General features: G+C 67.3%; 19 protein-coding genes. 4 read left to right on the forward strand and 15 right to left on the reverse strand.

The annotated features are described in order from the left end of the window. Positions 1–10: 10 nt before the first annotated feature. The 6 genes from QHF83_RS33780 to QHF83_RS33805 all read right to left on the reverse strand — a co-directional run bounded on the left by QHF83_RS33780 (position 11) and on the right by QHF83_RS33805 (position 10478). Complete coding sequence (locus QHF83_RS33780) at positions 11–2170, reverse strand: DEAD/DEAH box helicase (RefSeq protein WP_282422137.1); 2160 nt, start codon at positions 2168–2170, stop codon at positions 11–13. Between the two features lie 61 nt (positions 2171–2231). After that, positions 2232–3590: an ATP-binding protein gene (locus tag QHF83_RS33785; RefSeq protein WP_282422138.1), complete on the reverse strand. Its 1359-nt coding sequence runs from the start codon at positions 3588–3590 to the stop codon at positions 2232–2234. Further along, a complete protein-coding gene (locus QHF83_RS33790; protein WP_282422139.1) occupies positions 3587–6943 on the reverse strand; it encodes a TerB N-terminal domain-containing protein in 3357 nt (1118 codons plus the stop codon). The genes QHF83_RS33785 and QHF83_RS33790 overlap by 4 nt, the downstream gene beginning before the upstream one ends. A gap of 384 nt (positions 6944–7327) precedes the next feature. After that, positions 7328–7963 (reverse strand): hypothetical protein, encoded by a 636-nt coding sequence (locus QHF83_RS33795; protein ID WP_282422140.1) that lies wholly within the window; start codon positions 7961–7963, stop codon positions 7328–7330. Positions 7964–8311: 348 nt separating this feature from the next. Then, positions 8312–8998: a hypothetical protein gene (locus QHF83_RS33800; RefSeq protein ID WP_282422141.1), complete on the reverse strand. Its 687-nt coding sequence runs from the start codon at positions 8996–8998 to the stop codon at positions 8312–8314. Between the two features lie 106 nt (positions 8999–9104). Then, positions 9105–10478, reverse strand: coding sequence for a tetratricopeptide repeat protein (locus QHF83_RS33805; RefSeq protein ID WP_282422142.1), 1374 nt, complete (start codon positions 10476–10478; stop codon positions 9105–9107). Positions 10479–10572: 94 nt separating this feature from the next. On the opposite strand from QHF83_RS33805, the gene QHF83_RS33810 reads away from it, so the two are divergent. Continuing rightward, the gene (locus QHF83_RS33810) at positions 10573–12204 is read left to right on the forward strand and encodes a DEAD/DEAH box helicase (protein WP_282422143.1); all 1632 of its coding nucleotides are present in this window, start codon (positions 10573–10575) and stop codon (positions 12202–12204) included. A 323-nt stretch (positions 12205–12527) separates the two neighbouring features. Beyond that, the gene (locus QHF83_RS33815) at positions 12528–12935 is read left to right on the forward strand and encodes a hypothetical protein (RefSeq protein ID WP_282422144.1); all 408 of its coding nucleotides are present in this window, start codon (positions 12528–12530) and stop codon (positions 12933–12935) included. A 24-nt stretch (positions 12936–12959) separates the two neighbouring features. On the opposite strand, the gene QHF83_RS33820 is transcribed toward QHF83_RS33815, so the two are convergent. The 8 genes from QHF83_RS33820 to QHF83_RS33855 all read right to left on the reverse strand — a co-directional run bounded on the left by QHF83_RS33820 (position 12960) and on the right by QHF83_RS33855 (position 19878). Next, complete coding sequence (locus tag QHF83_RS33820) at positions 12960–13538, reverse strand: DUF3365 domain-containing protein (RefSeq protein WP_282422145.1); 579 nt, start codon at positions 13536–13538, stop codon at positions 12960–12962. Continuing rightward, positions 13535–13807, reverse strand: a complete 273-nt coding sequence (locus QHF83_RS33825) for a DUF6755 family protein (RefSeq protein ID WP_282422146.1) — start codon at positions 13805–13807, stop codon at positions 13535–13537. Before QHF83_RS33825 ends, QHF83_RS33820 begins: the two co-directional genes overlap by 4 nt. Then, the gene (locus QHF83_RS33830) at positions 13807–14322 is read right to left on the reverse strand and encodes a Rieske 2Fe-2S domain-containing protein (RefSeq protein ID WP_282422147.1); all 516 of its coding nucleotides are present in this window, start codon (positions 14320–14322) and stop codon (positions 13807–13809) included. Before QHF83_RS33830 ends, QHF83_RS33825 begins: the two co-directional genes overlap by 1 nt. Next, entirely contained in the window at positions 14322–14945 is a 624-nt protein-coding gene (locus QHF83_RS33835) for a 4Fe-4S dicluster domain-containing protein (protein WP_282422148.1), read from the reverse strand. The genes QHF83_RS33830 and QHF83_RS33835 overlap by 1 nt, the downstream gene beginning before the upstream one ends. Further along, the gene (locus QHF83_RS33840; RefSeq protein WP_282422149.1) at positions 14942–17185 is read right to left on the reverse strand and encodes a molybdopterin-dependent oxidoreductase; all 2244 of its coding nucleotides are present in this window, start codon (positions 17183–17185) and stop codon (positions 14942–14944) included. The genes QHF83_RS33835 and QHF83_RS33840 overlap by 4 nt, the downstream gene beginning before the upstream one ends. After that, on the reverse strand, positions 17185–18261 hold the full coding sequence (locus tag QHF83_RS33845; RefSeq protein ID WP_282422150.1) for a hypothetical protein: 1077 nt from the start codon (positions 18259–18261) through the stop codon (positions 17185–17187). Before QHF83_RS33845 ends, QHF83_RS33840 begins: the two co-directional genes overlap by 1 nt. A gap of 278 nt (positions 18262–18539) precedes the next feature. After that, positions 18540–19397: an AraC family transcriptional regulator gene (locus QHF83_RS33850; RefSeq protein ID WP_282422151.1), complete on the reverse strand. Its 858-nt coding sequence runs from the start codon at positions 19395–19397 to the stop codon at positions 18540–18542. Between the two features lie 70 nt (positions 19398–19467). Then, complete coding sequence (locus tag QHF83_RS33855; protein ID WP_348980497.1) at positions 19468–19878, reverse strand: SRPBCC family protein; 411 nt, start codon at positions 19876–19878, stop codon at positions 19468–19470. 118 nt (positions 19879–19996) lie between these two features. Here QHF83_RS33855 and QHF83_RS33860 point away from each other — a divergent pair, with 118 nt between their 5' ends. Further along, complete coding sequence (locus QHF83_RS33860; RefSeq protein WP_282422153.1) at positions 19997–20512, forward strand: DUF6210 family protein; 516 nt, start codon at positions 19997–19999, stop codon at positions 20510–20512. A gap of 158 nt (positions 20513–20670) precedes the next feature. Here QHF83_RS33860 and QHF83_RS33865 read toward each other — a convergent pair whose 3' ends face one another. After that, positions 20671–21318: a hypothetical protein gene (locus tag QHF83_RS33865; protein WP_282422154.1), complete on the reverse strand. Its 648-nt coding sequence runs from the start codon at positions 21316–21318 to the stop codon at positions 20671–20673. Between the two features lie 110 nt (positions 21319–21428). On the opposite strand from QHF83_RS33865, the gene guaD reads away from it, so the two are divergent. Further along, positions 21429–22796: a guanine deaminase gene (guaD, locus tag QHF83_RS33870; protein ID WP_282422155.1), complete on the forward strand. Its 1368-nt coding sequence runs from the start codon at positions 21429–21431 to the stop codon at positions 22794–22796. Positions 22797–23046: the final 250 nt, after the last annotated feature.

Below are 23046 nucleotides of genomic sequence, written 5' to 3' on the forward strand. Positions count from 1 at the left end.
CGGTTCGCGCCTACATCCCGCGAGCGAGTCGAACCGCCGTGCGAAAGGCGCCTTCGACATCCATGCTTCGTCTCGAATAATCGAGCGCGAGGAGCTCCTCGCCGAGAAACCCGTCGTATTTCTCGGCGTACTTGTTCCGCACGGTCCGTGCGAGTGCGACCGCGTCGGCTGGACCTGCGTCGGCCATCGCTCGCAGCTCCTCGCGGATGCGCTCCGGACGCGCACCGGGAATCGTGATGGCCACGCCATCGCGGACCGCCTCGAGCCTACGAGCCACGAGCTGGGCCACGAGCGTGTTCATGACCCGATCACCTACCCAGGCAAAAAGAACGGTATCTCCTGCGCACTCCAGCAACGCTCGTTCGTAAAGGCCGAGGCGCACGAAGTTCGTCCGGCCCTCCTCGAGGAGATCGCGCGCCCGTGTATCGAGGTAGATCGGCACCTCGACCGATTGATACACGGCGAGCATCTCCTGCCGTACCCGGTCATGCACGAGACCTCCGACGCCGCTCCAGGATGGCACCTTGCCGCCTTTCGCCTGCACGAGGTCGAGCACCTTCCGCTCCTCGTCGATCCCCGTGATGCGCCACCGCTTGCCCGCAAAAATGAGAAACATCCCCTCGAGCACAGGATAGTCGATCGGCAGGGTCCCGAGCGTCTTGCTCCCCGAGACGAGGCGCCACTCCTCGGGTGTGTGGAATGCGGTAAAAAAGCTGAAATGTCCCACGATGCGCTCGCCGACGCGACCGTGGAGCAGGGTCCCGTCCGAGCTCTGGACCACGAGATCGTGGCTCCCCATCACACGGAGCAAGGTGGCGAACGTCGATCGGGGTATGCCGGTGAATGGCCCGGTCTCGCAGAGGGTCTGATGGGCGCTCACCGCGGAAGCGCCGCCACGTTCGGCGATCAGGGAGAGCACCTGCTGTATCAAGGTCGACAGGTGGAGAGCGCCGACGGCCGGAGGCTCGCACCATCGGTCGCGCACGAGGAGATTGACCATGGCGATGGCCTGCACGAGCTCGGCTCGAATCATGTCCTGCGGGGGTGTCCTCTCCGTCACCTCCGGCTCGCGCACGTACATCCGCAGCACGGCGGGGCCGCCTTTCCTCCCCGACCTCCCGAGCCGTTGGCGCAGGCTGGACACGCTCACGGGCGCCCCGATCTGCGCGACGCTCTGCACTTGTCCGATGTCGATTCCCATCTCGAGTGTGCTCGTGCAGACCACGTTCGCCGGGCGCGTCTCGTCTCGCAAACGCGCCTCCGCGTTCTCGCGGAGTTCTTTGGCGAGGCTGCCATGATGCGCGAAGAACTCCACGGGGAGCCGCTCCTGTTCGCATCGACGCGCGAGGAGATCGGCGAACTGCTCCACGTCCGAGCGACGATTCGCGAAGATGAGATTCGTCGATCCACGCAGGGTCTTGAAGATGTGCTCGGCAATGGCGTGCGCGTCCTCCGCTGCGTCGAGCGCCTCCGGATCCGGCTCCTTCGTTCGGTAGCCGCGAACCTGAAGCTTGAGCTCCGCCCCGCCTTGCTGGGACACGATCCGTTCCACGCTCGTGCCACCCGCTGTCCGCAGGTACTCCGCGGCCAGCTCCATGTCGCCCAGGGTGGCACTCAGCGCAACACGCGGCACGCGCCTGCGGATCGCGCGCTCCACGCGATGCAGGAGCGACTGGAGCTGCCGACCCCGCTCGCTGCCGATGAACGCGTGCAGCTCATCGACGACGACAAACGATAGCGAACCGAAGAGCCGCGGGATGTGAGATCCGTGGACGACGAAGAGAGCCTCGAGGGATTCCGGGGTGATGATGAGGACCCCGCTCGGGTCTGCGAGAAGGCGCCGCTTCTTGTCCTGCGACACGTCCCCGTGCCATCGGTGCACGGCAAGACCCAGCCTGTCGCAGAGATCCGTGAGTCGCCTGTATTGATCGTTGATGAGGGCCTTGAGCGGGGAAACGGCGAGAACACGCACGCCCGAGGCCGGCTCTCCGAGGACATGCGTGCAGATGGGGAAAAACGCGGCCTCCGTCTTTCCGCTCGCGGTCGCGGCCGATAGAATCACGTCCTTGTTCGCGGACAAAATGGGCTCGATCGCACGTTCCTGGAGATCCCGCAGCTCGGTCCAGCGTTGCTCCCAGATCCACCGTCGAACCCCTTCGTTGAGCCGCATGAGCCCCGCGGAGGCCGGCGGTGCGGGCGCAAGTGCCTCTCCAGCAGGTCCAGAGGCGCCGTCAGAGCTTGAAGGAGGCGAGGTCGTCATCCGCATCTCCCCCATGCGACGGAGCCGCACCATGGGCGCTGTTCTGCGCGCCGTCCTCCTGAGAAACCTGCTCGAGGTCGGGGTTCGTCTCGCGGGAGATCGTTACGCCCCCGAGAAGATCGCTCCAGGGCGTGCCACGGTTCTGGTCGAGCACGGCGAGGAGCTGAACGAAGGCCGTGATGGTGCTCCGCGGCGTGCGGAAATAGGCATCCCCGATGCGCTTCGAGCAATGGGCCATGAAGGCGTGGATCCCCTCGTCGGACAGGAGGTAGGCCGCGGGGTCCCCCGAAGCGTAGACATGCCGCAGCTTCGTGAGCAGCACGTAGAGCTCCTCGGGCGTGAGGTTGCCGAGGCGTATGACCGGGCCGCTCAAATCGACGAGCCCGTCACGGGCGAAGGTATTCTCGGCGAGCCGGGACTGGAGTGCCTGGTAGCTGTAAAGCCCGCGGCGTGTATCCAGCAGGAACTCGGGGGTTCCGCCCAGCAAAAAACCGAGACCTTCCGCCGTTCCCTGCAAGCAGTCGTTGAGGATCCGCAGGATCTGCTCGTAATTGGTCGAGCGTGCCTTGGCGTTGGCGAGCTTGTAGAGGTTCACGAGCTCGTCGAGACACACGAGCAGGCCGTCGTATCCCGAAAGACGGACGAATCGACCGAGGAGCTTGAGCTGGTCGTAAACATTCGCGTCGTCGACGATGGTCCGGACGCCGAGCGCAGCCCTGGCGTCGGTGCGGGTTGAAAACTCTCCACGCAGCCACCGGACTGCGTCCGATTTCAGCGTCTCGTTCCCGGTATCATGGCCGCGCCAGTAGGCAGCGATGACCTCGGCGAAATCATAACCACCGACGAGCTCGGATAGACCTTCCAGGCGCTCGCGGATGACGGTCTCCGGCGAGACACCTCGGGTGCGAGCATCTGCGAGCGTGGTGCTGATGAAGCGCTCGACGACGCTGGCGAGGGCGCCGCCCTCGGGCTTCGCGCGCGTGGCCACGTTGCGCATGAGCTCGTTGTAGAGCGACCGAGCCTGCCCGCCTGTTCCATGCAGTCGTCTGTCGGGGCCGAGATCTGCGTGCGCCGTGACGAGCTTTTTCTCGAGCGCGATCGTCCGAACCAGGTTCAGGAAAAACGTCTTCCCCGACCCATATTCGCCGATGATGAAGCGAATGGCGGCGCCGCCGGCGGCAATGCGGTCGACGTCGTCGATGAGCGCCTTCACCTCGGCAGCTCTTCCCACCTGGATGTGCTGCTGGCCGCTGCGAGGAACCACGCCGGCCCGCAACGATTGCAAGATTGCGTCACGCTCTTTGGGTCGAATGCGGAGCTCGGTGCTCATCGAAGCATCTCCTTCACGATGTCCTGATCGAGTTCCAGGGGATCGTCCCCCGAGCAGACGGGTGCGCCGGACACCTCGAACGCGGCGTCATTGATGGCTTCGAGGGCGCCGTCCGGCATGAGCCCGAGCTCGGCAGCGAGCGTTTCGACCTCACCGCGAGCCCAGGAGGCCCGCTCCGCGAGCCTGCGCAGAAATTCCGATTCCTGCGGACCCAAGCTTCCGATGGTCGCGCCAGACGGCGGCGGCGGCGGGGGCGCCGGGGGGGCGTCCTCTTCGGCCACGAAGATCTTGTCCAGCATGATGGCGACATTCTTCGTGTCCTCCATCAGCTTGCCGACACGCGCCATATCGATGCGGATCTCGCCTGCCGCGGCAGCGGGCGATTGAGGAATGGCATACCCCCGCCCCGGCTCCGATGGCTTCACCGTCACGGGCTCGTCGGCTGCCGGGGTGGCAGCGGCGCTCAGGGCGTGAATGCGACGGTACACGGCTGCCTCGTCCATCCCGAGCATGGGCGCCATCTTCACGAGCGCCTTGACCTCGGCGGGCGTCACCCGCCCATCGGCGCACGCGACCGCGACGACGAAGTCCGCAATCTTGCCGCGCTTGTCCGAATCGAGGGCCGCCAGTCGCTTTTTCACCCCCGCGAGCCCAGGCCGTTCCCGCAAGAGCCACTGCACGTGCGCGTCCACGCGAGCCCGTTCGCCCTGGGACAGATGCATTGCGTCCTCGAGGTGCATGCGGAGCTGCTTCTCCTCGGTTTCGCTCACATCGTCGTCGGCTGCGGCAATGACCGTAGCGAGGTGCATGAGCAAGGCGACCGCATGATACTCGGGAGAAGGAGACGTCGGGGCATCGGTGGGCAAATTGAACACGACCACGCTCCCTTCTGCATCCGGCAGAGGCCCTCCGAAGCGCACATCGGGTTCGAGGCCGTAGCCCCGTCGCTGGAGGAGCTGCGCCACGGTCACGAAATCTGCCTTCGTGCGCTTTCCACGCAGTATTTCCTTGGTGGGCATGGTGGCCGAAGGGTTGCTACCCAATCGACGTCGGATCGCCTCGCACAACGTCGCGAGTTCCCCTCCTTCGGCGCTCGTCGCCAGCTCGGGTGGCAGCAGAGCCAGGGCTGCCAGGCTCCCGCGGCCATTCGGATTGCGACCGAGCCAGCGGCTGAGCGCATCGAGCTCCGCGGCGCATCGCCAGAGGAGCTCCCGCAGCTCGAGCCGAGGCGCGGAGCGCTCCGCGACATCGGGAACCCCCTCGACCGGGATGTTGATTTCCCCGCCGAACGATGCGCTTGCTGGTTTGTACCGTACGGCGATGTCCCGCCCGCGTTTGTCCAGTACAATACCCTTTCCGAAGCTGCCCTCGTAGCGGAGCAGGAACAGCTTTCGCAGCTCGTCCGGGCACCGCTGCGCGACGACCCCGAGCCGCGTCTCTGGATCGAAGAGGGTCCACAGGTAGGCCCACTCGGCGGGCACGGGGACGCCGTCCGCGGCGAGTTGACCGAGCCCAAGTCGAATCGAAAGGGGGTATTCCGCGCCGGGAGAGATGTGTACCGGTATCTTCGCATACGAGCGTGCGGCACCGTGGCTGATCTCGGCAACCGCCAGGAAGTCGGAGGCATAACGGCGGAACGAGTTATTGGATCCGTAAATCGAGAGAAGACGGCGGACCTCCACAAGGATGGCGGAACGTTCCTCGGGCGGCAGGGGATGGCGCTGTCCATCGGCCAAGATCCGGCGCTCGAGGCCATAGAAGAACAGGAACACGTACCCGATGTACGTGTTCTTCGCGCGGCGCCCTCCGGAAAGCCACTCGAGATAAGCGGCGCGATCGGCTGGCCTGATCTCGCTATACGAGGGCCAGTACGGCATCCCGTCGCCCGTTCGGTTGGGCAGGGCATCGACCGCGAGTCGGGGATTGACGAGCGCGGGCTCGACGCCGCGCAAGTATCCCGACACGGTGGTGAGATTGGCTCCGACGTACAACATGCCGGAATCAATGGTGTACCCCGCAATCGTGATCGTTTGTCCAGGCGGGATCCAGGAAGCTTCCCCGGCAGTGACCCGCGCCGCGGCGGGAGCTGGGGTCGGCGGCGTGACGACCGGGGTCGCCGCACGGGCCATCGCTTGGACGGCGAGGAGAGCTTGGTCCGCGGGGCTCCGAGAGGGTTCCGGAGCCGCGACCGGGGGCGGGGGCGGCAAGGGAACCGGCGCGCGGGCCGGAATCGAAGTGACCGCCGGAGGGGGCATCGGGGGAAGGATCGCCCGGGGGGCCTCGGGGACGGCGTGCATGGCAATGGTTGGCGCCACGCTCGACGCACCACGCTCTCGTCGGCTCGACGGTGCGACGGCAGGGGGCGCCACCGAGGTCGGTTGTTGGCTCGTCGTGGGGGAGCCCGTCCGCGCCAGATTCGATAACATGTTGAGCGCAGCGGCGGCCTGCTCGGCAGCGGCGGTGCGGCTCGCCTGGAGCACGATGTCCAATCCCTGCGACGAGCGGATCCTGAGCTGGCCGTATTGAACGACAGGGTGCTGGACGTTGTTGCTGAACCGGAGGTCGGGCGTTCCGTCCTTGCATACGTACCGCCACGTGGACCGAATGACGTGCGCATCCGGTGGCAGGGGGACAGCCTCCTCGACGAAAGACGTGACCTCCACATGCGCAGAGAGCTGAGCGTACGAAAACGCGGTGAATCGGCCGCCTTGATGGATGAGCAGGCTGTCGGGGAGGAACGTCAGCGTCTGCGGTCCCATGAAGAGGGACCATGCCTCCAGGTTCGTTTCGATGACGGGTACCGCATTGCGCATGCAATGGACACGCATCCGGTTGACGAGCGTGCCCGCCCCGGCGTTACGTCGTAAGTCATCCGTGCTCACCGCGGAAGAAACGAGCCAGAGCGCGCCGCAGGCTCCGAGGGCTTCGCCCACCGTGCATGCGAGCCCGAAGCGATCCATCGCGGCCGGATCGTCGACGTCGTAAAGCAGCCGCGCCGTTCGTCGCTCGTCGTTCCATGGGCGAACCAACACGCCGCCGATGGCAAGTGCAATGGCCAAGAACAACGCCACGATAGGCGCCGCCGGGAGCAACAGCAGGACGAGGATGAGCGAGCCGATCCAGTAGACACGAAAAAGATCGGAGCGCTCCGCGATTTGCTCGAGGACGCGCAAGCTTTGCTCGGAGGAGATGACGGGAAGAGCGACGAGCGGTATGGGCGGCGCGCCGTCGGGGACCGTCTCGACGTTTGCCCGGTATACGAAGCCGTAGGGGGACAGCGCTACGTATATGCCTTCGAGCCCGACCGGGACACGGCTACCGCGCACGGTCGGCGTGACGCCCAGGCTGGTCACCGAGAAGTGAGCGCGAAGCGGTTCGGGCTGCAGGTTTCTCAGGAAGGAGCTGCGCATGCAGGCAAGGTACCCCTGCCGATCACCCTTACACGAGTGCCGCGCCCAACTCAACCCTGGATGCGGTTCGCCCTCGAACGTGATTGCGGATGTCGGAGAATCTGTCCGTGGCAGGTGGTTTGGCGCGCTTGCGTAGGCGGCGCGGCTGGGGCGTGGTGGAGGCGAACCCCGCGTGGGCGTCGGGGCTCTGCGGTTGTGACCCGGCGAGCGTGCTTCGCGTGCTAAAGCGGGCTACGGTGGCGCGGGACGGGATTTCCGACGCGCATAGGCGATGGCTGCGACCCGGCGGATAGCGGGCGAGCTCTGGGCGCGCAGTGGGGCGCGGGACTATGTTGTTCCCGGAGGAACCTTCGGCGGCAGGAAAACCGCCGGATCCAACCCGTCCGCCTCCATCGCGGCGAGGTCCACCAACCGAGGAAAAGGGATGCATCCCTGCTCCCGCAGCGTGGCGGACCAGCGCTCGGCGAAACGATGCGCCACCTCCTCGCGTTCTCGCTCGGGACGACTGTCGTATGCGTCGTGCAACTCCAGGAGGTCGCCGCCCAGCAACTCCGGCCGTACCACCCGTTCCCAAAAGTCCACGAGGTGCCCGACTTCGTGGAGCAGGGTCCGGTAGAGCAGGACCCGCCGCAGCCCCTCCAGCCCGAAGGTCAGGTGGTGCGCACGTTTGTCGGCATGCACCTCGTCCGCCTCCTCCTGCAGGCGATGCAGCTCTGCCTCTTGCTCCACGTCGACGCGCAGGCTCTTGCTTAGCTGGAGCGGCACCGGCTGCGCGTTCAGGTATATCGCGGGACCCTGCACCGGGCCGAGCTCCAGGTGCCATGCGAGGCGCCCCCAGCAGCGCTCGAGGATGCCTTGCTTGCGGCTCGGTTGTCGCAGGACGATGCCGGCCAGACCATACCCCTCCGGCGCCTCCAGCACCTCCTTCGGCAACGCCGAGAGCACGGCGACCACGTCGTCCACGGTGCAGGGGTGCAGGAATCCGCGTCGAGGGCGCTCGACCACGAAATACAGCGGCCTCCCGTGTACGTCTCGGCGCACCGACCGATAATTGCGAATCTGGGCCCAGTGGGGGCCGTCCCCTCCCCGTCCCCAGCGGCTCGGGATGACCAGCCGGTTGTCCTGCCCATGCCCTGCCTTCGGCGTACCGATGTTGCGGTTCCGACGTGTGGCATTCCAGCCCGGTCTGCGCTGCATCGCTTCATGATACGCGGAAGGCCGAAGCCAATCCAGCCGCGTGTCGAAGGAGCTGCGATAACGCTGTTGCGCCCCGAAATCATCGAGGTCTCGGGTCCCGGACGCCAGGCTGCGTCATTCCCGGGGGAGAGCCCTGCGCAGCGCCTTCGAGCGACCGGTTGCGTCGGACTCCAGCGCAACGACGTGGTTTTGGTCGCAGAATGCTCGTTGATAGGCGTACGACCGGAACAGGATCATGAACTCCGTCGGACCACCGAGGGCGAGGCTCGCGCCGTCATCGTGCTCCTTGCAATGAGGCACCGCGAGCGCGGCCACCGTTCCTGATGCTCGGATGATCCCGAAGCCAGCGACGCTCGCCATGGCCATGCCGATCGCCACGTTCACCGCGGTTCCTGCCGCGTCGTGCTTTTTGACGTGAATGGGCAAGTGCTGGGTGGGCGGAGCGCCGCAGACGACGCAGCCGGGCGGCCATACCAAGGTCTCCGGCAACGCAGCACCGAAGAGCGGCGTGTCCGCGATCGCGCCCTCTTCCGTCACCCACACGCGCCCCCCTTCCCCCTCGACGAAATGGCCGCAGTGTCGGCAGAGGATGCCGGCGAAGTGCGCTCGGCGATCGAGGTCTTCGAGCGCGGCGCCGCACGAGGGGCAAGGCGCGGCTCCAACGCCGCCGAGCACATTCCCGAACAGCAGGCCCATCGCCGTCGCGCCGCTGGCCGCCGCGGCGAGGCCCACGATGAATGGGTCTCCTGCGAGCCCGAGCACCGCCATCACGGCGAGGACGGCGCTTGCGATGAATAACAAGACGACCAGGACGAGCCACGGGCGGACTTCGTGCGAGGGGCGAGAAACGGCGGTGTGCCGGGGATGGGGGGATCGGTACGTCATCGGGACCTGCCGCGCATGGAATTCACTGCGAGACGAACATGATCGGAATGACGACGGTCGCGCCGCCGCCCTCGGGGGGGTCGAATTTCGTCGACGTGACGGCCTTGAAGAGGCAATCGATCATCGAATCCGGGTCGTGCACGGACACGACCGTGCGCACCGAGGTGACCTCTCCCCCGGGGCCGATTTTCGCCGCCAAGCGCATGGACGTCTTGTACGCGGAGGATTGCCTCAGGATCGCATTGTAACAGCGGCGGAACCCCGGAGCCATTCCGGCGACCACCTGCGCCGCGTTGCTCACGTTCCCCGATTTCGAAGGCGCGATGCAGCGCGGCGCCTCGCTCTTCGTCGCCGCGGTGGGCAGGCTCGTGCCCCACGTCCGCTCCTTGCGCCCGATGCGGGCATACATCGCCTCCGCGCCCGCTGGGTCGCCTCCCTCGCGCAGATGATCGGCCAGGAGCATCCCCGGCCCCACGCGCGGATCGGCCGCATTCGCTCCCACGTGCCGCTCGGCCACCGCGAACGCCTGCTCGGCCCATGCACGCGCCGAGGCTCGGTCCCCGCGCCCGGCCGCGTGCGTCGCGAGCTGCTTCTGGATGGCGATGATCCGCGCATACTCCGTCGCCTCCAGCGGCGCGAGGATCCCGAGCGCTCGCTTCCACAGCGCCTCCGCTTCGCCATCCGACCGCGAGATCCATTGCGCTGTACCGAGTTTGTCGAGCACGTCGACCACGAGCAGAGGATCGACCTTCGGCGTCGCATCCACGATGGCGAGCGCCCGCCGTAGCTGGCCCACGGCCTCGGTCGCGCGGCATTGCTTGCTGTCGATTTCGCCCACGAGGACGAGGGTGCGCGCGACGTCCGGGTGAGAGGGCCCGAGCAGGGCCTCGCGCATGGCGAGCGCCTCCGCCGCCGCCGATCGTGCGTCGTCCAGGCGAAGGCGCTCCGCCTCGATCCGCGCGATTCGATCGAGCAGGGTCGCCGCGTCCAGGCTCCGTGGCCCGAGCCGCGCCGTCGTCGCATACCCCGCGCCTCGCAGGGCCGAGAGCGCTCCGTCGAGCGCCCCACGCCGCTCGTCGATCCACGCGCAGAGCAGCAGGGCGCGCTCGACCTCGGCGTGCGTCGGGCCAAACATATCGGTCCGCGTCCGCGCCGCGCCCCATGCCGCCTCCGAGGCCGCGGCGAGCTGGCCCGCGGCGATCGCCCGTCGCGCCGTTGCCTCGTACTCTGCCGCCATCGCGAGGCGCGGATCGACCGCGGGCGCAGGCGGAGACGAGGTGACGGGCGAAGTGGAGGGCGACGGCGCCGAGCCGCCGCAGGACGACGCGCCGAGGCTGCACGAGAGGAGCAGAAGGACCCGAGCAGGGAGCGCGTGCGTCGCGAGCGCCTTGGTCATGGCGCGATGGTCGCGTATCTGGGGCGCGCGAGCAAGCTCACCCTCGTTGGCAGCGGCGCCCGCCGCGTGACCGACTACACTCCCCGCCCCTCGCATGACCGCTCCACCGCCCGCGACATCGCCTGCGCCCTCGCTCCGCCCCTACCAACGCGAAGCCGTGAGCGCTGTCCTCTCCGCCCGGCACGCGGGCGTCCGCCGCATGGTCGTCTGCCTCCCGACCGGCGCTGGCAAGACCGTCATCTTCGCCGAGCTCTCCCGCCTCGCGCGCCGCGGCGTCCTCGTGCTCGCGCATCGGGAGGAGCTCATCGAGCAGGCTCGCGAGAAGATCCACCGCGCCCTCGCGGGCGTTGCCATCGTCGCCGTGGAGCAAGCCGCGCGCCGCGCGCCGCGTGATGCCAAGGTCCTCGTCGCCTCGATCCGCTCGCTCCACGAGGCGCGCCTGTCCGACCTCCTCGCGGGCCGCGACATCGGGCTCGTCATCTACGACGAATGCCACCACGCCGCCGCCGCCGACAACCTCCGCGTCCTCCGCAGCCTCGGCGCCTTCGATTCCGACTGGAATGGCACCTTGCTCGGCTTCACGGCCACCACCACCCGCGGCGACGGAAAGGGCCTCGACGCGGTCTTCGAGCGCATCGTTTATGCGAAGACCTTGCCGGAGCTCATCGAGCAAGGTTATCTCGCCCGACTCTCCGGCTATCGCATCGCCACCACCGCCGACCTCTCGCGCCTCTCGGGCGAGGGCCTCGACTTCGCCGAGGACGAGCTCGCGCTCGCGGTGGACATCGAGGAGCGCAACGCCCTCGTGGCCCGCGCGATCCAGGAGCTCGCGCGCGACAGGCGCACCATCGCCTTCTGCGTGACCGTGAGCCACGCGCGAAACCTCTGCTACGCGCTCAACGCCCTCGGCGTCCCCGCCGGCATCGTCCACGGCACCATGAAGCCCGAAGACCGCGCGAGGGCCCTCGAGGATTTCCGAAAAGGCCGCACGATCGTGCTCACCAACGTCGGCGTCTTGACCGAAGGCTTCGACGATCCAGGCGTGAGCTGCGTCGCGATGGCCCGCCCCACGCGGAACGAGGGGCTCTACGCGCAATGCGTGGGGCGCGGGACGCGTCTATTTCCTGGAAAAACCGATTGCTTGATCCTCGACTTCGTGGATCTCTCCGCCCTGGATCTCTGCACGCTCCCGTCTCTCTTCGGCATGCCGCGGGATCTGGACCTCGAGGGCCGCGATGCCTCCGCGGCGAGGCGCAGCTGGGAGCGGATCGCCTTCGATCATCCTGGATTCGCGCTCGAGGCGGGCGCGATCACGCTGGGCGAGATCCAGGACCGCGCCGCGCGCTTCGATCCGCTGGGGCTCGGGCTCTCCGACGATGTCCGAGCGATCTCCGGCAATGCATGGTCGTCGCTCGGCAAATACGGGCTCGTCCTGCATTTCGAGCAAAGGCCTGGACAGCTCGCGGAGGCGCTCGTCGTGAGCCGCGGCGCGCGCGGCAAGCGCTGGGAGGTGCTCGTCGACGGCGAGAGCATGGCTCGCTTCAGCCGGATCGAGGAGGCGGTGGAGGCGGTCGATTTCGAGGTGCAGCGAATGGGCCGCGCGGCAGAGGCCTCGGCGCTCGCGAGCGCGGCCTGGCGGAGCGAGCCCGCACCCGCGGGATCGAAGGCGACGACACGGGCGGACGCGCTGCGGCTCGAGGTATTTTTGCGGGTCGTGCGAGGCTAGCGAGCTTCTCGGTGAGGGCCGCCGCCACGGCCGGGCGAACGGCGCATCCCGCACCCCTTGACTGCTCGCGGCCCGTCGCGGATACTCCTTGCAGACGGGCTCACCAAGTCCGCGTCTGCGAGGCCACCCGTGAAGGGTTCTCGGCCCCACCGCAGCCGGCGCCCGCTGTGTTGAAAGCATCGATTCGTTCGCGACTCCCCAAGGGATATCTCTTCGCTCGACGGAATCGCCGGCAGCTCTGGCGTACGAAGATCTGGTGGCGCCAGACGCGGTGCTTCTGCTGCGGTCCGTGGAAGGACGACTCCTTCTGGTCCCCGCAAGGGATGCCACCGCGCGTCTATGGGCTGCGCCTCTATGCACTCGACTGGCTGCGGGCGCTCACGCCCCTCGAGCCGCGGCTCCGCGGGCCGCTCGCCGAGGACGAGCTCGAGCCGGATCGGTTCGCCGACTGCATCGAGATCGACGTGGCTGGAGACGAGCTCGCCCTCGTCGATCTGCTGGATCGGCTCGGCCACCGCGCGCACCGACTCACGGGCGCCATGGCCCCGGTGTTCGTCGTTGAAGCCTTCGAGACGGTCGAGATCACCGTGCGCCCAGGGGATACGCCGCCGGACGACGAGCCGACCTGCAACGCAGCCGAGCTCGCGAGCCGCATGCGGTCGTGGCTTCCGAAATACGCGTACCTGATCGACGGCGCCGCGCCCACGTGCCGAACCGACCTCACGGGGTGAGCGGGCGGAAACGCCTCGTACGTCTCACTCCTCGATCCGGACCCGGATCACGATGCCGCCGAGGACGTCGCCGACCCGGAAATCCTTCCGCTGGCTATCCGGGTGATCGTTGTGGCACTTGACGCAAGCCTCGACGATGCCCTTGTCGGGGTAATACGCGGCAAAATACCTCTTCCCGCCGAGCGTCTCCTCGGTGTAATGGCTCTTCCCCGTCTCGGCGACCGCACGGAGACCGACCTTTTCGCTCTCCGTGCGCGGGCCGTTCTGCTTGTTGATTGGCCACTGCGAGAGGAGCGCATAGCTGAAGAGCGCGTCCTTGGACTGGTTGATCGTCTCGGCGCTCATGCGGAGCATCTGCGCGGGCAAGGGCAGCACCTTCTCCTCGCGGAAATGTTCCTTGGCCTCCATGATCCGCTCTTGATATTGAAGCCGGTCGACGACCTCCCTCGTGTAGGCCTCGCGATTGGCGGAGATCGCCGCGAAGAGCGTGTCGGTCATCTCCTGCCGCGTGAGCTTGCCGTCGCCACGCCCGCCTCCGCACCCCGAAGCGGCGAGCACGGACAGACCCAGCGAAAAGCGGGTGACCTTATCGAGCCATGTCACGACGCGCCTACCCTCCGATCCCTCTGCGGCGACGACGCGCGCCGTCGCTCCTCCCGCCGCCTGCGATCGAAGGAGAGCGCGTGCCGGCAGAGCAGCACATTGCTGAGGGCGAGGACGCAGGAAGCGACGAACGCGGCCTGGGGCGTCACGAGGTCGTTGCTGTAAAGGGCCTCGAGCGAGGCCGCGACGAGCCATAACTGGATGGCGGAGAGGATGCCGATCATCGCGTTGACGCCCGAGAAAAGCGTCGAACCCTGGCCGGAGAGCACTAGCTGTCCCTCCCGACGGCGAAGACATCGTCGCCGCGCTGCTCGATCCACACCCGAGGCAGGCGCCGCAAAGGCGGGCCTCCGACGGGACGGCCGTCGTTCACGTCGAAGCGCCCTCGGTGGCAAGGGCAAAGGAACTCGTCCTCTCGCGGCTGATGCACGACGGCGCACGAGAGGTGCGTGCAGACCTGCGAATACGCGCGCAAGGCGCCGCTCTGTGTGCGCACGAGGATACAAGGGTCCTCGTCCGTCGGATACCGGAAGAGCATGGAGCCGCCCGTCGGCAGATCGGACGCCTTGCCGATCGGCGCCTCCTTGCCCATTTGCCCCGGCTTTCGCACCCAGCGGGCGACGGCGGCGATGGCCCCGTTGACGAGGACGAGCAGCGCCGAGCCGATGGTCAGCGATTTCGCGAACTCGCGCCGCGCGACGTATCGATCGTCCAGCGCGTCGATGGGAAAATCCTCACGCCAGCGCTCTCGCCCACCCTCGCTCGTGTCGTCGTTTTCCGCCATCAGCCGTCCTCCGAAAGCAGCGCCGCCACGTCGTCCGGCTCGGCCACCTTCGGCCGGCCGCCGAGCTCGATGAGATCCACGTGCACGCGGTCTCGCCCGCGCGGCACGACGACGGAGACCTTGGTCCGGACCTCCTCGTCCTCGCCGAAGACCCATTGGTTCAAGGCGACGCCGCGCCGCGTCCGCTCGAATTCGGCGACCGTCATGTACGACAGCGCCTGCGAGGGGCAAACCGTCGCGCACATCGGCTTCTTGCCGATGCTGGTGCGGTCGTAGCAGAGATCGCACTTCATCATCTGATCGATCTCGGCGAAATACTTCGGCACGCCGAAGGGACAGGCGAGCACGCAATTCGAGCAGCCGATGCAACGGGGCGCGAGCGCGCTCTGCACGACGCCGTCCGGGGTCTTCTTGATGGCGTCGGCGGGGCAGACGCGCGCGCAGATCGGGTCCTCGCAGTGCATGCACACCTGCGGCGCCGTCTGCACGCTGTCGCGGCGGCGGATGGTCTCGAGGTGGATCATCGCCTGCCCCTTGTGGGTATCGCACTCCTCGCAGGCCTGCACGCAAGCCTGGCAGCCGATGCATCGTGCGTAATCGATGAAGAGCACTCGCTCGCTCAACGCGCCCCCTCTCGGGAATTGGAGCGCGGGCCGCCGTCGGGCGACCCGGAGCCCCGAGCGTCGATCTGGGCCGTGGCGCGGCGCACGCGGACGGCGCAGATCTTGTATTCCGGGATCTTCGAGACGGGATCGAGCGCGGGGATCGTGCACCTGTTCGCCGCGCGCTCGTCCGGCCAGTGATAAGGAACGAACACCGTATCGGGTCGGATCGTGTTCACGATCATGGCGCGCACCACCAGCGAGCCGCGCCGGCTCTCGACCTCGACGGGCTCGCCGTCCGAGACGCCGAGCTTCTGCGCGAGCCGCGGGTGCATCTCGCAATACGGGTCGGGGGTCTGCCGGACGAGGCCGCCGATCCGCCGCGTCTGGTTGCCGGAGAGGTAATGGGCGACGACGCGGCCCGTCGTCAGCACGATCGGGTACTCCTCGTCCGGCTCCTCGGCCGCGGGCCTCCACTCGACGGGCTGGAAATGCGCCTTCTTGTCGGCGTGCCCGAAGCGGCCGCCCTCGTAGAGCCTCGGTGTGCCGGGGTGGTCCTCCGACGGGCACGGCCAGAACACGCCGTGGTTCTTCTCGATTTTTTCGTACGTGATACCCGCGTAATCGGCGATGCCGCCCTTCGAGGCGACGCGGAGCTCCTCGAAGATCTCCTGCGGCGAACCATATCGGAACTTCTCGCCATGCCCGAGGCGCTCGGCCAGGCCGCAGAGGATCCGCCAGTCTTGCCGCGCCTCGCCCGGCGGATCGACGACCTTCTTGTGCAGGATGACGCGCCCCTCGACGTTCGTCGTCGTGCCCGTGTCCTCCTCCATGAGCGAGCCCGGCAGGAGCACGTCGGCGTGGCGCGTGGTCTCGGACATGAAGAAATCGACCGCGCCGAAGAACTCGAGCTTCTCCAGCGCTTCGCGGATGAACGCCTGGTTCGGCAGCGAGACCATGGGGTTGAAGCAGAGCGAGAAGAGGCCCTTGATCTTGCCGGCGTGGATGGCCTCGAAGATCTCCATCGCGGAGATGCCCTTGCCCGGCAGGGTCTTTTCGTCGATGCCCCAGACGGATGCGATGTGCTTGCGGTGCTCGGGATTCTCGATGTCGCGCGCGCCGGGGAGCTGATCGCATTTCTGCCCTTGCTCCCGCCCGCCCTGGCCATTGCCTTGGCCGGTGATCATCGCGTACCCCGAGCCCTCCTTGCCGATCCGGCCCGTCGCGACGCAGAGGTGGATCGCCGCGATGCAATTGTCGACGCCCTTGGAGTGGTGCTCGATGCCGCGCGCATGGAGCAAAAAGCTCGATTTGGCCGGTCCCCAGAGCTCCGCCGCGCGGACGATGAGCTTGGGAGGGATCCCCGCGATCTTCCCGGCGTACTCGGGCGTGTATTTCGCGAGGATCCGTTCGAGCTCGGCGAACCCGGTCGTGTGCTCGGCGATGAAGGCTCGGTCGATCCACCCGCGCTCGATCATCACGTGGAGCATCCCGTTGAAGACGCCGATGTCACCGCCCGACCGGACGGGGATGTAGAGATCGGCCGTGCGCGCGATGGGCGTCATCCGCGGGTCGAGCACGATGATCTTCGCGCCGTTCTCCCGCGCCCGCCAGAGGTAATCCGTCGTGATGGGCGCGCACTCGGCGACGTTCGCCCCGGCGATGAGGATGACCTCGGCCTTGGGGATGTCGCTCCACGGGTTCGCCGCGCGATCGATGCCGAGGACCTTTTTCGAGGCCGCCGCCGCGGAGACCATGCAGAGCCGGCCGTTGTAATCGACGTTCGCCGTGCGCAGCACCGTACGCGCGAACTTGCCGACGAGGTACGCCTTCTCGTTCGTCAGCGACGCGCCCCCGAGCACGGCGACCGAATCCGCGCCATGCGCCTCTTGCACGCGGCGGAGGGACTGCGCGACGCGGTCGAGCGCCTCGTTCCACCCGATCGGCGCGAAACCCCGGCCCTCGGCGCGCACGAGCGGCGTCTTCAGCCGATCCGGGTGCTCGTCCTGCATGTATCGCTTGACGCCCTTGGGGCAGAGTTTTCCTTGATTGAACGGAAACTCCTCCCAGGGCTCGAAGCCGACGATCTTCTCGTCCTTGACCTTGAGCTTGATCCCGCATTGCTGCCCGCAGAAGCAGCAGTGCGTCTCGACGACACGATCCGGCTCGCCCACGGCGGAGAAACCGCCGGGCGGCAGGCCGTACGGGTGCGGGCCGAACTCGTCGATGAGCTGCTCCTTCGCGATCGGCAGCTTCGCCATCAGGCCTCCTCGCGGGCGCTCGGGCGCCGCGCGTCTCGCCAGAGCCCGTCCTGGAGCAAGGCGAGGTTTTTCCTGCGACACGGCGGACAGACGTCCTGGTAATGCCTGCCCGCGCGGAGCGCGTATCGAATCCCCACCTCCGCCTGCACGCGCTTCAGATCCGCGATCTGCATCGCGGAGGCGAACGGATTGCCGCAACGCACGCACGTCGCCTGCTCCCCCGCCGCCGCGGCCTCGCGATACACGTGAATGCCGAGCTGCGTCGGCCGCTGCACGAGATGAAACAGCTTGCCGAACGGCACGTACAAAAGCAGGAGCACGACGGTCACGGCATGCACCTGCGAGAGAGAATCGTACTTGTAGCCGTTCATGAACTGCGTCGACACGGTGAGGAGCAGCCCCGTCGCGGAGACCGCGAAGAGCAGGATGAGCGGCACGAGATCCGCCGCGCCGTCCTGCAGGGCGAGCACACCACGATCACGCCCGCGCCGATAGAGCGAGAGCATGACTCCGACGATCACGAGCCCCGCCGAACCGACGAGCGCGTTGAACACGAGCGACGCGAGCGGGCTGTCGAGGCTCGTACGGAACACGCGCACGCCGAAGACGAACGCCTCGTACACATTCTGTGAGTTCCGTGCCGTCTCGAAACGAATCCAGCCAAACGACAGCGGGAACGTGATGGCGAACGCGAGGAGGCACCCCCACATGAGGCAAAGGTGCGCGGCCCAGCGCAGCGGGGAACGGCGGAAGACGAAGCGCTGCGAGCCGACGGTCCGGAAAGCGCCGCGAACGAGGGTGGCCCAGCGAGAGAGGATCTTGCCCGGCGTGAAGAGGAGCGAGACGGTCTGTCGGAAGTAGCGGTACGTCGGAGGACGCCCGAGCCACACGGCGTATCGGTACCCGAGCGCGAAGGCGGCAAACGCGACCGCGGCCGCGTAGGGCACGAGCGCGGTGTCGAAGTCCTTGAACCTGCGACTGCCGACGTACATGCCCAGCACGACGAGCGTCGCGGCGGAGAACCCAACGAACGCCGCTCGACGCCCCTCGCGCGATGCAGGCAGATCAGAGCTCACAGTCGCATCCTAGTCGAAGGGCGCAGATCAAGGGAAGAGGGAAGATGATGCGGGAGCCCTGGCACATGCGTCGCGGGGCAGGATTTCGTCGAGCGAGCGCTCGTGCCCGAGAGGGAGCGCAATGCGATTGTCGGGTTCGAGAGAGGGTTCGTCGTGTCGTTCTTTGGGGGCGCGCTCGCGAAGAGAGCGTCACGAGCCCGACGCTGCGCTTCGAGCTCACGCTCGGCGATGTCGAGATCGAAGTCCCGCCGTCGTGATCGAGGCGCCGGCGGCGAGCGCTACGAGGGACGAGGCGAAATCGCGCGCAAAAGCCGCTCCTGGAGGATCTTGCGGTCTCCCCTCGCGGCCTTCCGGAAGCCTCGCGGCGAGATTCCGGCGGCGCGGTGGAACGTGCGGACGAAATTCGAGAGATCGCCGAAGCCCACCTCGAACGCGATGTCGGTGATCGAGCGGGCTTCGTCGGTGAGCAGGCGCGCCGCGCGGCGGAGGCGCGAGCGCACGAGGTACTGGTGCGGCGTCACCCCGAGGACACGCGCGAAGAGCCGCAGGAAGTGGAAGGCGGAGAGGCCGACCTCGCGCGCCGCGTGTTCGAGGTGGATGGGCTCGTGCGAACGCGCATCCATCCAGAGCGCTGCCTCCACCGCGCGGCGGCGATCGGGCGCGCGGACCTCGGCGGACGCGCGCCTCCGGCCCGACGAGACCTCCACGAAGCGGGCCGCGAAGAGCATCCCCACCTCGTCCAGGCCGACGTCGCTCCGGCCCTCCGCGACGGCCTGGGCCAGCTCGCCGAGCACCATGAGCTCGGGCAGCGGCGGTACGCCGCCGGTCCTCCAGAGGTCGGGGCGATCGCCGATAGACGCCACGAGATCGGAGGAGAGCTGGAACGACAGGCATTCGTCCCCGCGCACGTGCTCGTGCGTGCACATGTACTCGTCGCCCGGGTGGCCGACCAGGATTGAGCCGGCGACGAGGTCGAAGGTCTTTCCTCCTGCGCGATAACCGAAGCTCCCCGTCCTCACGTAGGAGACCGAGAAGCTCTTGTGCTCCTCGACGAACGGCGCGTCCGACGGCCCGGCGGTGCAGCGATAATCGAGGACCGACATCGAGCCTCGGTGGAGCAACGTGGTGACCGTCATGGCCGTCGACACTACCTGCCGGCGCGCGGCCGGGCAATGACGAGGAGCTCGTGATGCCTGCCGGGTGATTTCAGCCCTCGCGGCTGTCCGCCTCCATCGCCTTCTTCATCGCCGCGAGGCCCTGCTCGATCATGGCGGTGATCTGCGGCGCAAGCTCGTTCGGCAGGAGGTCGGCGATCCATACGCCGCGGGTATGCCTGCCATGGTCGAAGACCTGGAACGAGGCATTGTGATGCGTCATCGGGGTGCCGACGGCCGACCAGGCGATTCGGCGTGCGGCGTCATCGATGTCGACGAGGAGCTCGCGCACCACCATGCCGTTGCCGAAGGTCACGATACGCGCGCCCTCCTCGAGGCGCGTGTCTTTGACGAAGCCAGGTACCAGGCGCGTGTGCAGCGCGCCGACGTCGCGCACGGCGTCCCACACCCGCTCGGGCGGTGCGTCGATGAGAATTTCTCGGTGAATCGAGGCCACGTTCATCCCTCCTGCCCGAGGCAAACCTTTCGGGCGGGACCGATGGTAGGCAGGCGCGGCGGGCCGATCTTGGCAAATCTTGCGAAACCAGGACGGGCCCTCTCGTTCATGGTAAGAGGCGCGCATGGCGCACGAGAGGCAGAGACATGAAGTCGACGGACCACTGGTCAGCCTGTCCGAGATGGACGTGGCGCTCGGGCTCATCGTGCTGCGCGCCACCGGGGTGAGCTTCTTCAATCAGGCCGGCGGCGTATGCTGCCTTCAGCCCGTGGAAGAAGGTATCTTCGTGCCGCTCGGAGCCCCCGAGGTCGAGCAGGCGCTCTCGGAGTACATCCTCGCGACGTACGGACCCGCGGGGACCTCCCGCCTGGATCGGAAGGACGCGGACGTCGTGGACCAGCTCCTCGCGAAAGATCGAAACACACGCATGCTCTCCGTGGATCGAGCCCGCATCCACGACTCATGCGAGGCCTGGATATACGTCGATATCGGGGCGCATCCGGATCGGTACCCGGAGCTCCCCATCGAAGGGAACGAGCGCACGTGGGCCGACCCGAACAGCCCCATCAACCAATCGCTCTCGCTCATCTTCGGGTTCGGGCGGTGCAAAGGCGTCCTCACGTGGCCGAATAGCGACTGATCTGGATCGGAACCGCTCGTGCCGCTACGGTGATCCCGATCTGGACCAGCAACACCACCGCTACGGACAACACGAGCGCGATACCCACCGTGCGTCGGAGGGTACCACCTTCCTCGACACCAGGCCCGTCCACCGCGCGCCCGCCTTCGCTCCCCCGCTCAAGGGAGCACGTCGAGGATCTGGCGGCGCACGCCCTGGTTGAGGCGCACCGAGAGATCGGGGAGCAGGATCTGCGGTTGCAGGACATAGACCCATCGGCCATTGCGATAATAAAGGAAGTTGAACGCATTCGCGACGCCCTGGGGGCCCAGGACGTTGGCGTAATCGTCCCAGTTCACGATGGAGTGGACGGGCTGGTTCAGGTTGTTGATCTGGTTCCACACCGCCTGCACGTTGGGGTGCTGGTGGTGGTAGAGGCGAAAGTACCCCCCGCCGTTCGGCGAGTCGGTCGCCACCAGGGCGCAGCCGTTCATCGCGGCGGTGAAGACGTAGGGGGTCTGGGGGTTCTGGCGGGGGATGTCCACGTAACCCGGCAGTCCGTGGCCCTGGATGAAGGGGCACCAGTACGCCTGGATCGGAGGGTCGCCGCCGCCGGCGTTCGCGTTGACGACCGTGAGGTCCACGGCGTTCTGGTTCCGGTTCGGCCAGCAGAGGTCGAAATGTCCCGCCTTGAGATGGGTCAACATGCCGATGCGGCGGCCATCGTTCCCGTGGGTGTTGCGCATCATCCAGCGCACGGAGTTGACCGCGAACATGCTCGTGTAGCCGATCGGGTCGGCCTTGAACCGTGTGTTGTGGTTGTCCATTCATCCAGTGGAGAATGGCTCTTTCCGAGCGTCAAGCGTGAAGTGGTACGAGCGAGCGCTCGTCATGAGGGCCCTTCGAGCGCAGGGCGTGCTAGGAAGAGCAAAGCCGAATGATCGACCTCCGCGGCAAGACCCTCGCCGGCACCTTCTTCCACGCGCCCGTGCTCGGCACCCTCGAGGTGCTGGAGGACGCCCTCGTCGAAATCGACCAGGCTGGTCGGATCGCCGCCGTGACCCGGTCGGGCGACCCCCGCCACGAAGGCGTCCGGATCGCAGCGTCAACGGCCGGGACGCTGGTGACGCTGCCCGAGGGCTCCTACGTGATCCCCGGCTTCGTCGACCTCCACATCCACGCGCCGCAATACCCGCAGCTCGGCAAGGCGCTCGACGTGCCGCTGGAAATCTGGCTGCGCCACACGTTCCCGCTGGAAGCCCGCTACGCCGACGTTGTCTTCGCGCGGAAGGCGTACGAAATGCTCGTCGCCGACCTCCTCGCCCATGGCACCACGACGGCCCTTTACTTTGCCACGATCCATCAGGAAGCGACCCGCCTCCTCGTCGACACGTGCCTGGACAAGGGCCAGCGCGCCCTCGTGGGCAAGGTCGCGATGGACAACCCGCAAGAATGCCCGGACTTTTACCGCGACGCCTCGACCGAGGTCGGCCTCCAGGAGACCCGCGCGCTCATCGATTATGTGCGTGCCCATCCGAGCAATGAGGGCGGGCTCGTCCACCCCGTCGTGACGCCGCGATTCGTACCCTCCTGTACCGACGCGATGCTCGAGGGCCTCGGCGCCATCGCCAGGGAATGCGGCTGTCACGTCCAGACCCATTGCTCCGAGAGCGACTGGGAGCACGGGTACATCCTCTCTCGCTACGGGGTGACGGACGCCGAATGCCTCGATCGCTTCGGTCTCCTCACGCGCCGCTCGATTCTCGCACACGCGAACCTGATCACGGCAGACGACATGGCCCGTATCATCGCCCGTGGCTCGGGCGTCGCACACTGTCCCCTGTCGAACGCCTATTTCTCGAACGCGGTTTTCCCGCTCCGCGCGGCGCTCGCAAAGGGCGTCCGCGTCGGTCTGGGCACGGACATTTCGGGTGGCCCAAGCGCCTCCATGCTCGACGCCTGTCGCATGGCCGTCGTTTCCTCGCGCATGCTGGAGAGCGGCGTCGACCCAGCGCTGCCGCCAGAGGCGCGCGGCCGGCCCTCGTCCCGCATCGACATCCGCGACGCCTTCCATCTCGCAACCGCCGCAGGCGGCGACGCGCTCGATCTCCCCATCGGCCGCTTCACGCCCGGCTGCCACTTCGACGCCATCCTCGTCGACACCGCCGCCCCAAACGGCACAATCCGTCTCTTCGACGAACTCGACGCGCCAGAAGACGTCCTCGCGAAGATCATCTACACCGCCTCCCGCGCCAATCTCACCGATATCTGGGTCGCCGGAAGGCGAGTCGCCGGGGCAAGCTGACGCCTGAGCTCGGGCCGCTGCGCTGGGGCGTTGCCCCAGGCCCCACCAGGGGCTATCCGCCCCTGGACCCGGACCAGCGCAAGCGCTGGACCCAGGGTCGATGAACTGCGCGATGCGCAGTTCATCGAACAGGCCGAGGAATGAGCCCTGCCAACCGAGACGGCCGCGCTGCCACTTCAACTGGCAACGTTGTCTCTGGTCTTGCCACCGGCCGTTGGAAGAACCGCGCCTCGCGCGGGTGTTACACCCC

Origin of the sequence: Polyangium sp. 15x6, from assembly GCF_029960785.1 — a bacterium.
Lineage (GTDB): Bacteria > Myxococcota_A > Polyangia > Polyangiales > Polyangiaceae > Polyangium.

Excerpts from the sequence above, each read along its gene's own strand:
- QHF83_RS33830 (WP_282422147.1), bottom strand. The coding sequence starts at position 14,322 with ATGGCGGAAAACGACGACACGAGCGAGGGTGGGCGAGAGCGCTGGCGT.
- QHF83_RS33865 (WP_282422154.1), bottom strand. The coding sequence starts at position 21,318 with ATGGACAACCACAACACACGGTTCAAGGCCGACCCGATCGGCTACACG.
- QHF83_RS33780 (WP_282422137.1), bottom strand. The coding sequence starts at position 2,170 with ATGCGGCTCAACGAAGGGGTTCGACGGTGGATCTGGGAGCAACGCTGG.
- QHF83_RS33855 (WP_348980497.1), bottom strand. The coding sequence starts at position 19,878 with ATGAACGTGGCCTCGATTCACCGAGAAATTCTCATCGACGCACCGCCC.
- QHF83_RS33805 (WP_282422142.1), bottom strand. The coding sequence starts at position 10,478 with ATGACCAAGGCGCTCGCGACGCACGCGCTCCCTGCTCGGGTCCTTCTG.
- QHF83_RS33850 (WP_282422151.1), bottom strand. The coding sequence starts at position 19,397 with ATGACGGTCACCACGTTGCTCCACCGAGGCTCGATGTCGGTCCTCGAT.
- guaD (WP_282422155.1), top strand. The coding sequence starts at position 21,429 with ATGATCGACCTCCGCGGCAAGACCCTCGCCGGCACCTTCTTCCACGCG.
- QHF83_RS33810 (WP_282422143.1), top strand. The coding sequence starts at position 10,573 with ATGACCGCTCCACCGCCCGCGACATCGCCTGCGCCCTCGCTCCGCCCC.
- QHF83_RS33860 (WP_282422153.1), top strand. The coding sequence starts at position 19,997 with ATGGCGCACGAGAGGCAGAGACATGAAGTCGACGGACCACTGGTCAGC.
- QHF83_RS33815 (WP_282422144.1), top strand. The coding sequence starts at position 12,528 with ATGCCACCGCGCGTCTATGGGCTGCGCCTCTATGCACTCGACTGGCTG.
- QHF83_RS33785 (WP_282422138.1), bottom strand. The coding sequence starts at position 3,590 with ATGAGCACCGAGCTCCGCATTCGACCCAAAGAGCGTGACGCAATCTTG.
- QHF83_RS33840 (WP_282422149.1), bottom strand. The coding sequence starts at position 17,185 with ATGGCGAAGCTGCCGATCGCGAAGGAGCAGCTCATCGACGAGTTCGGC.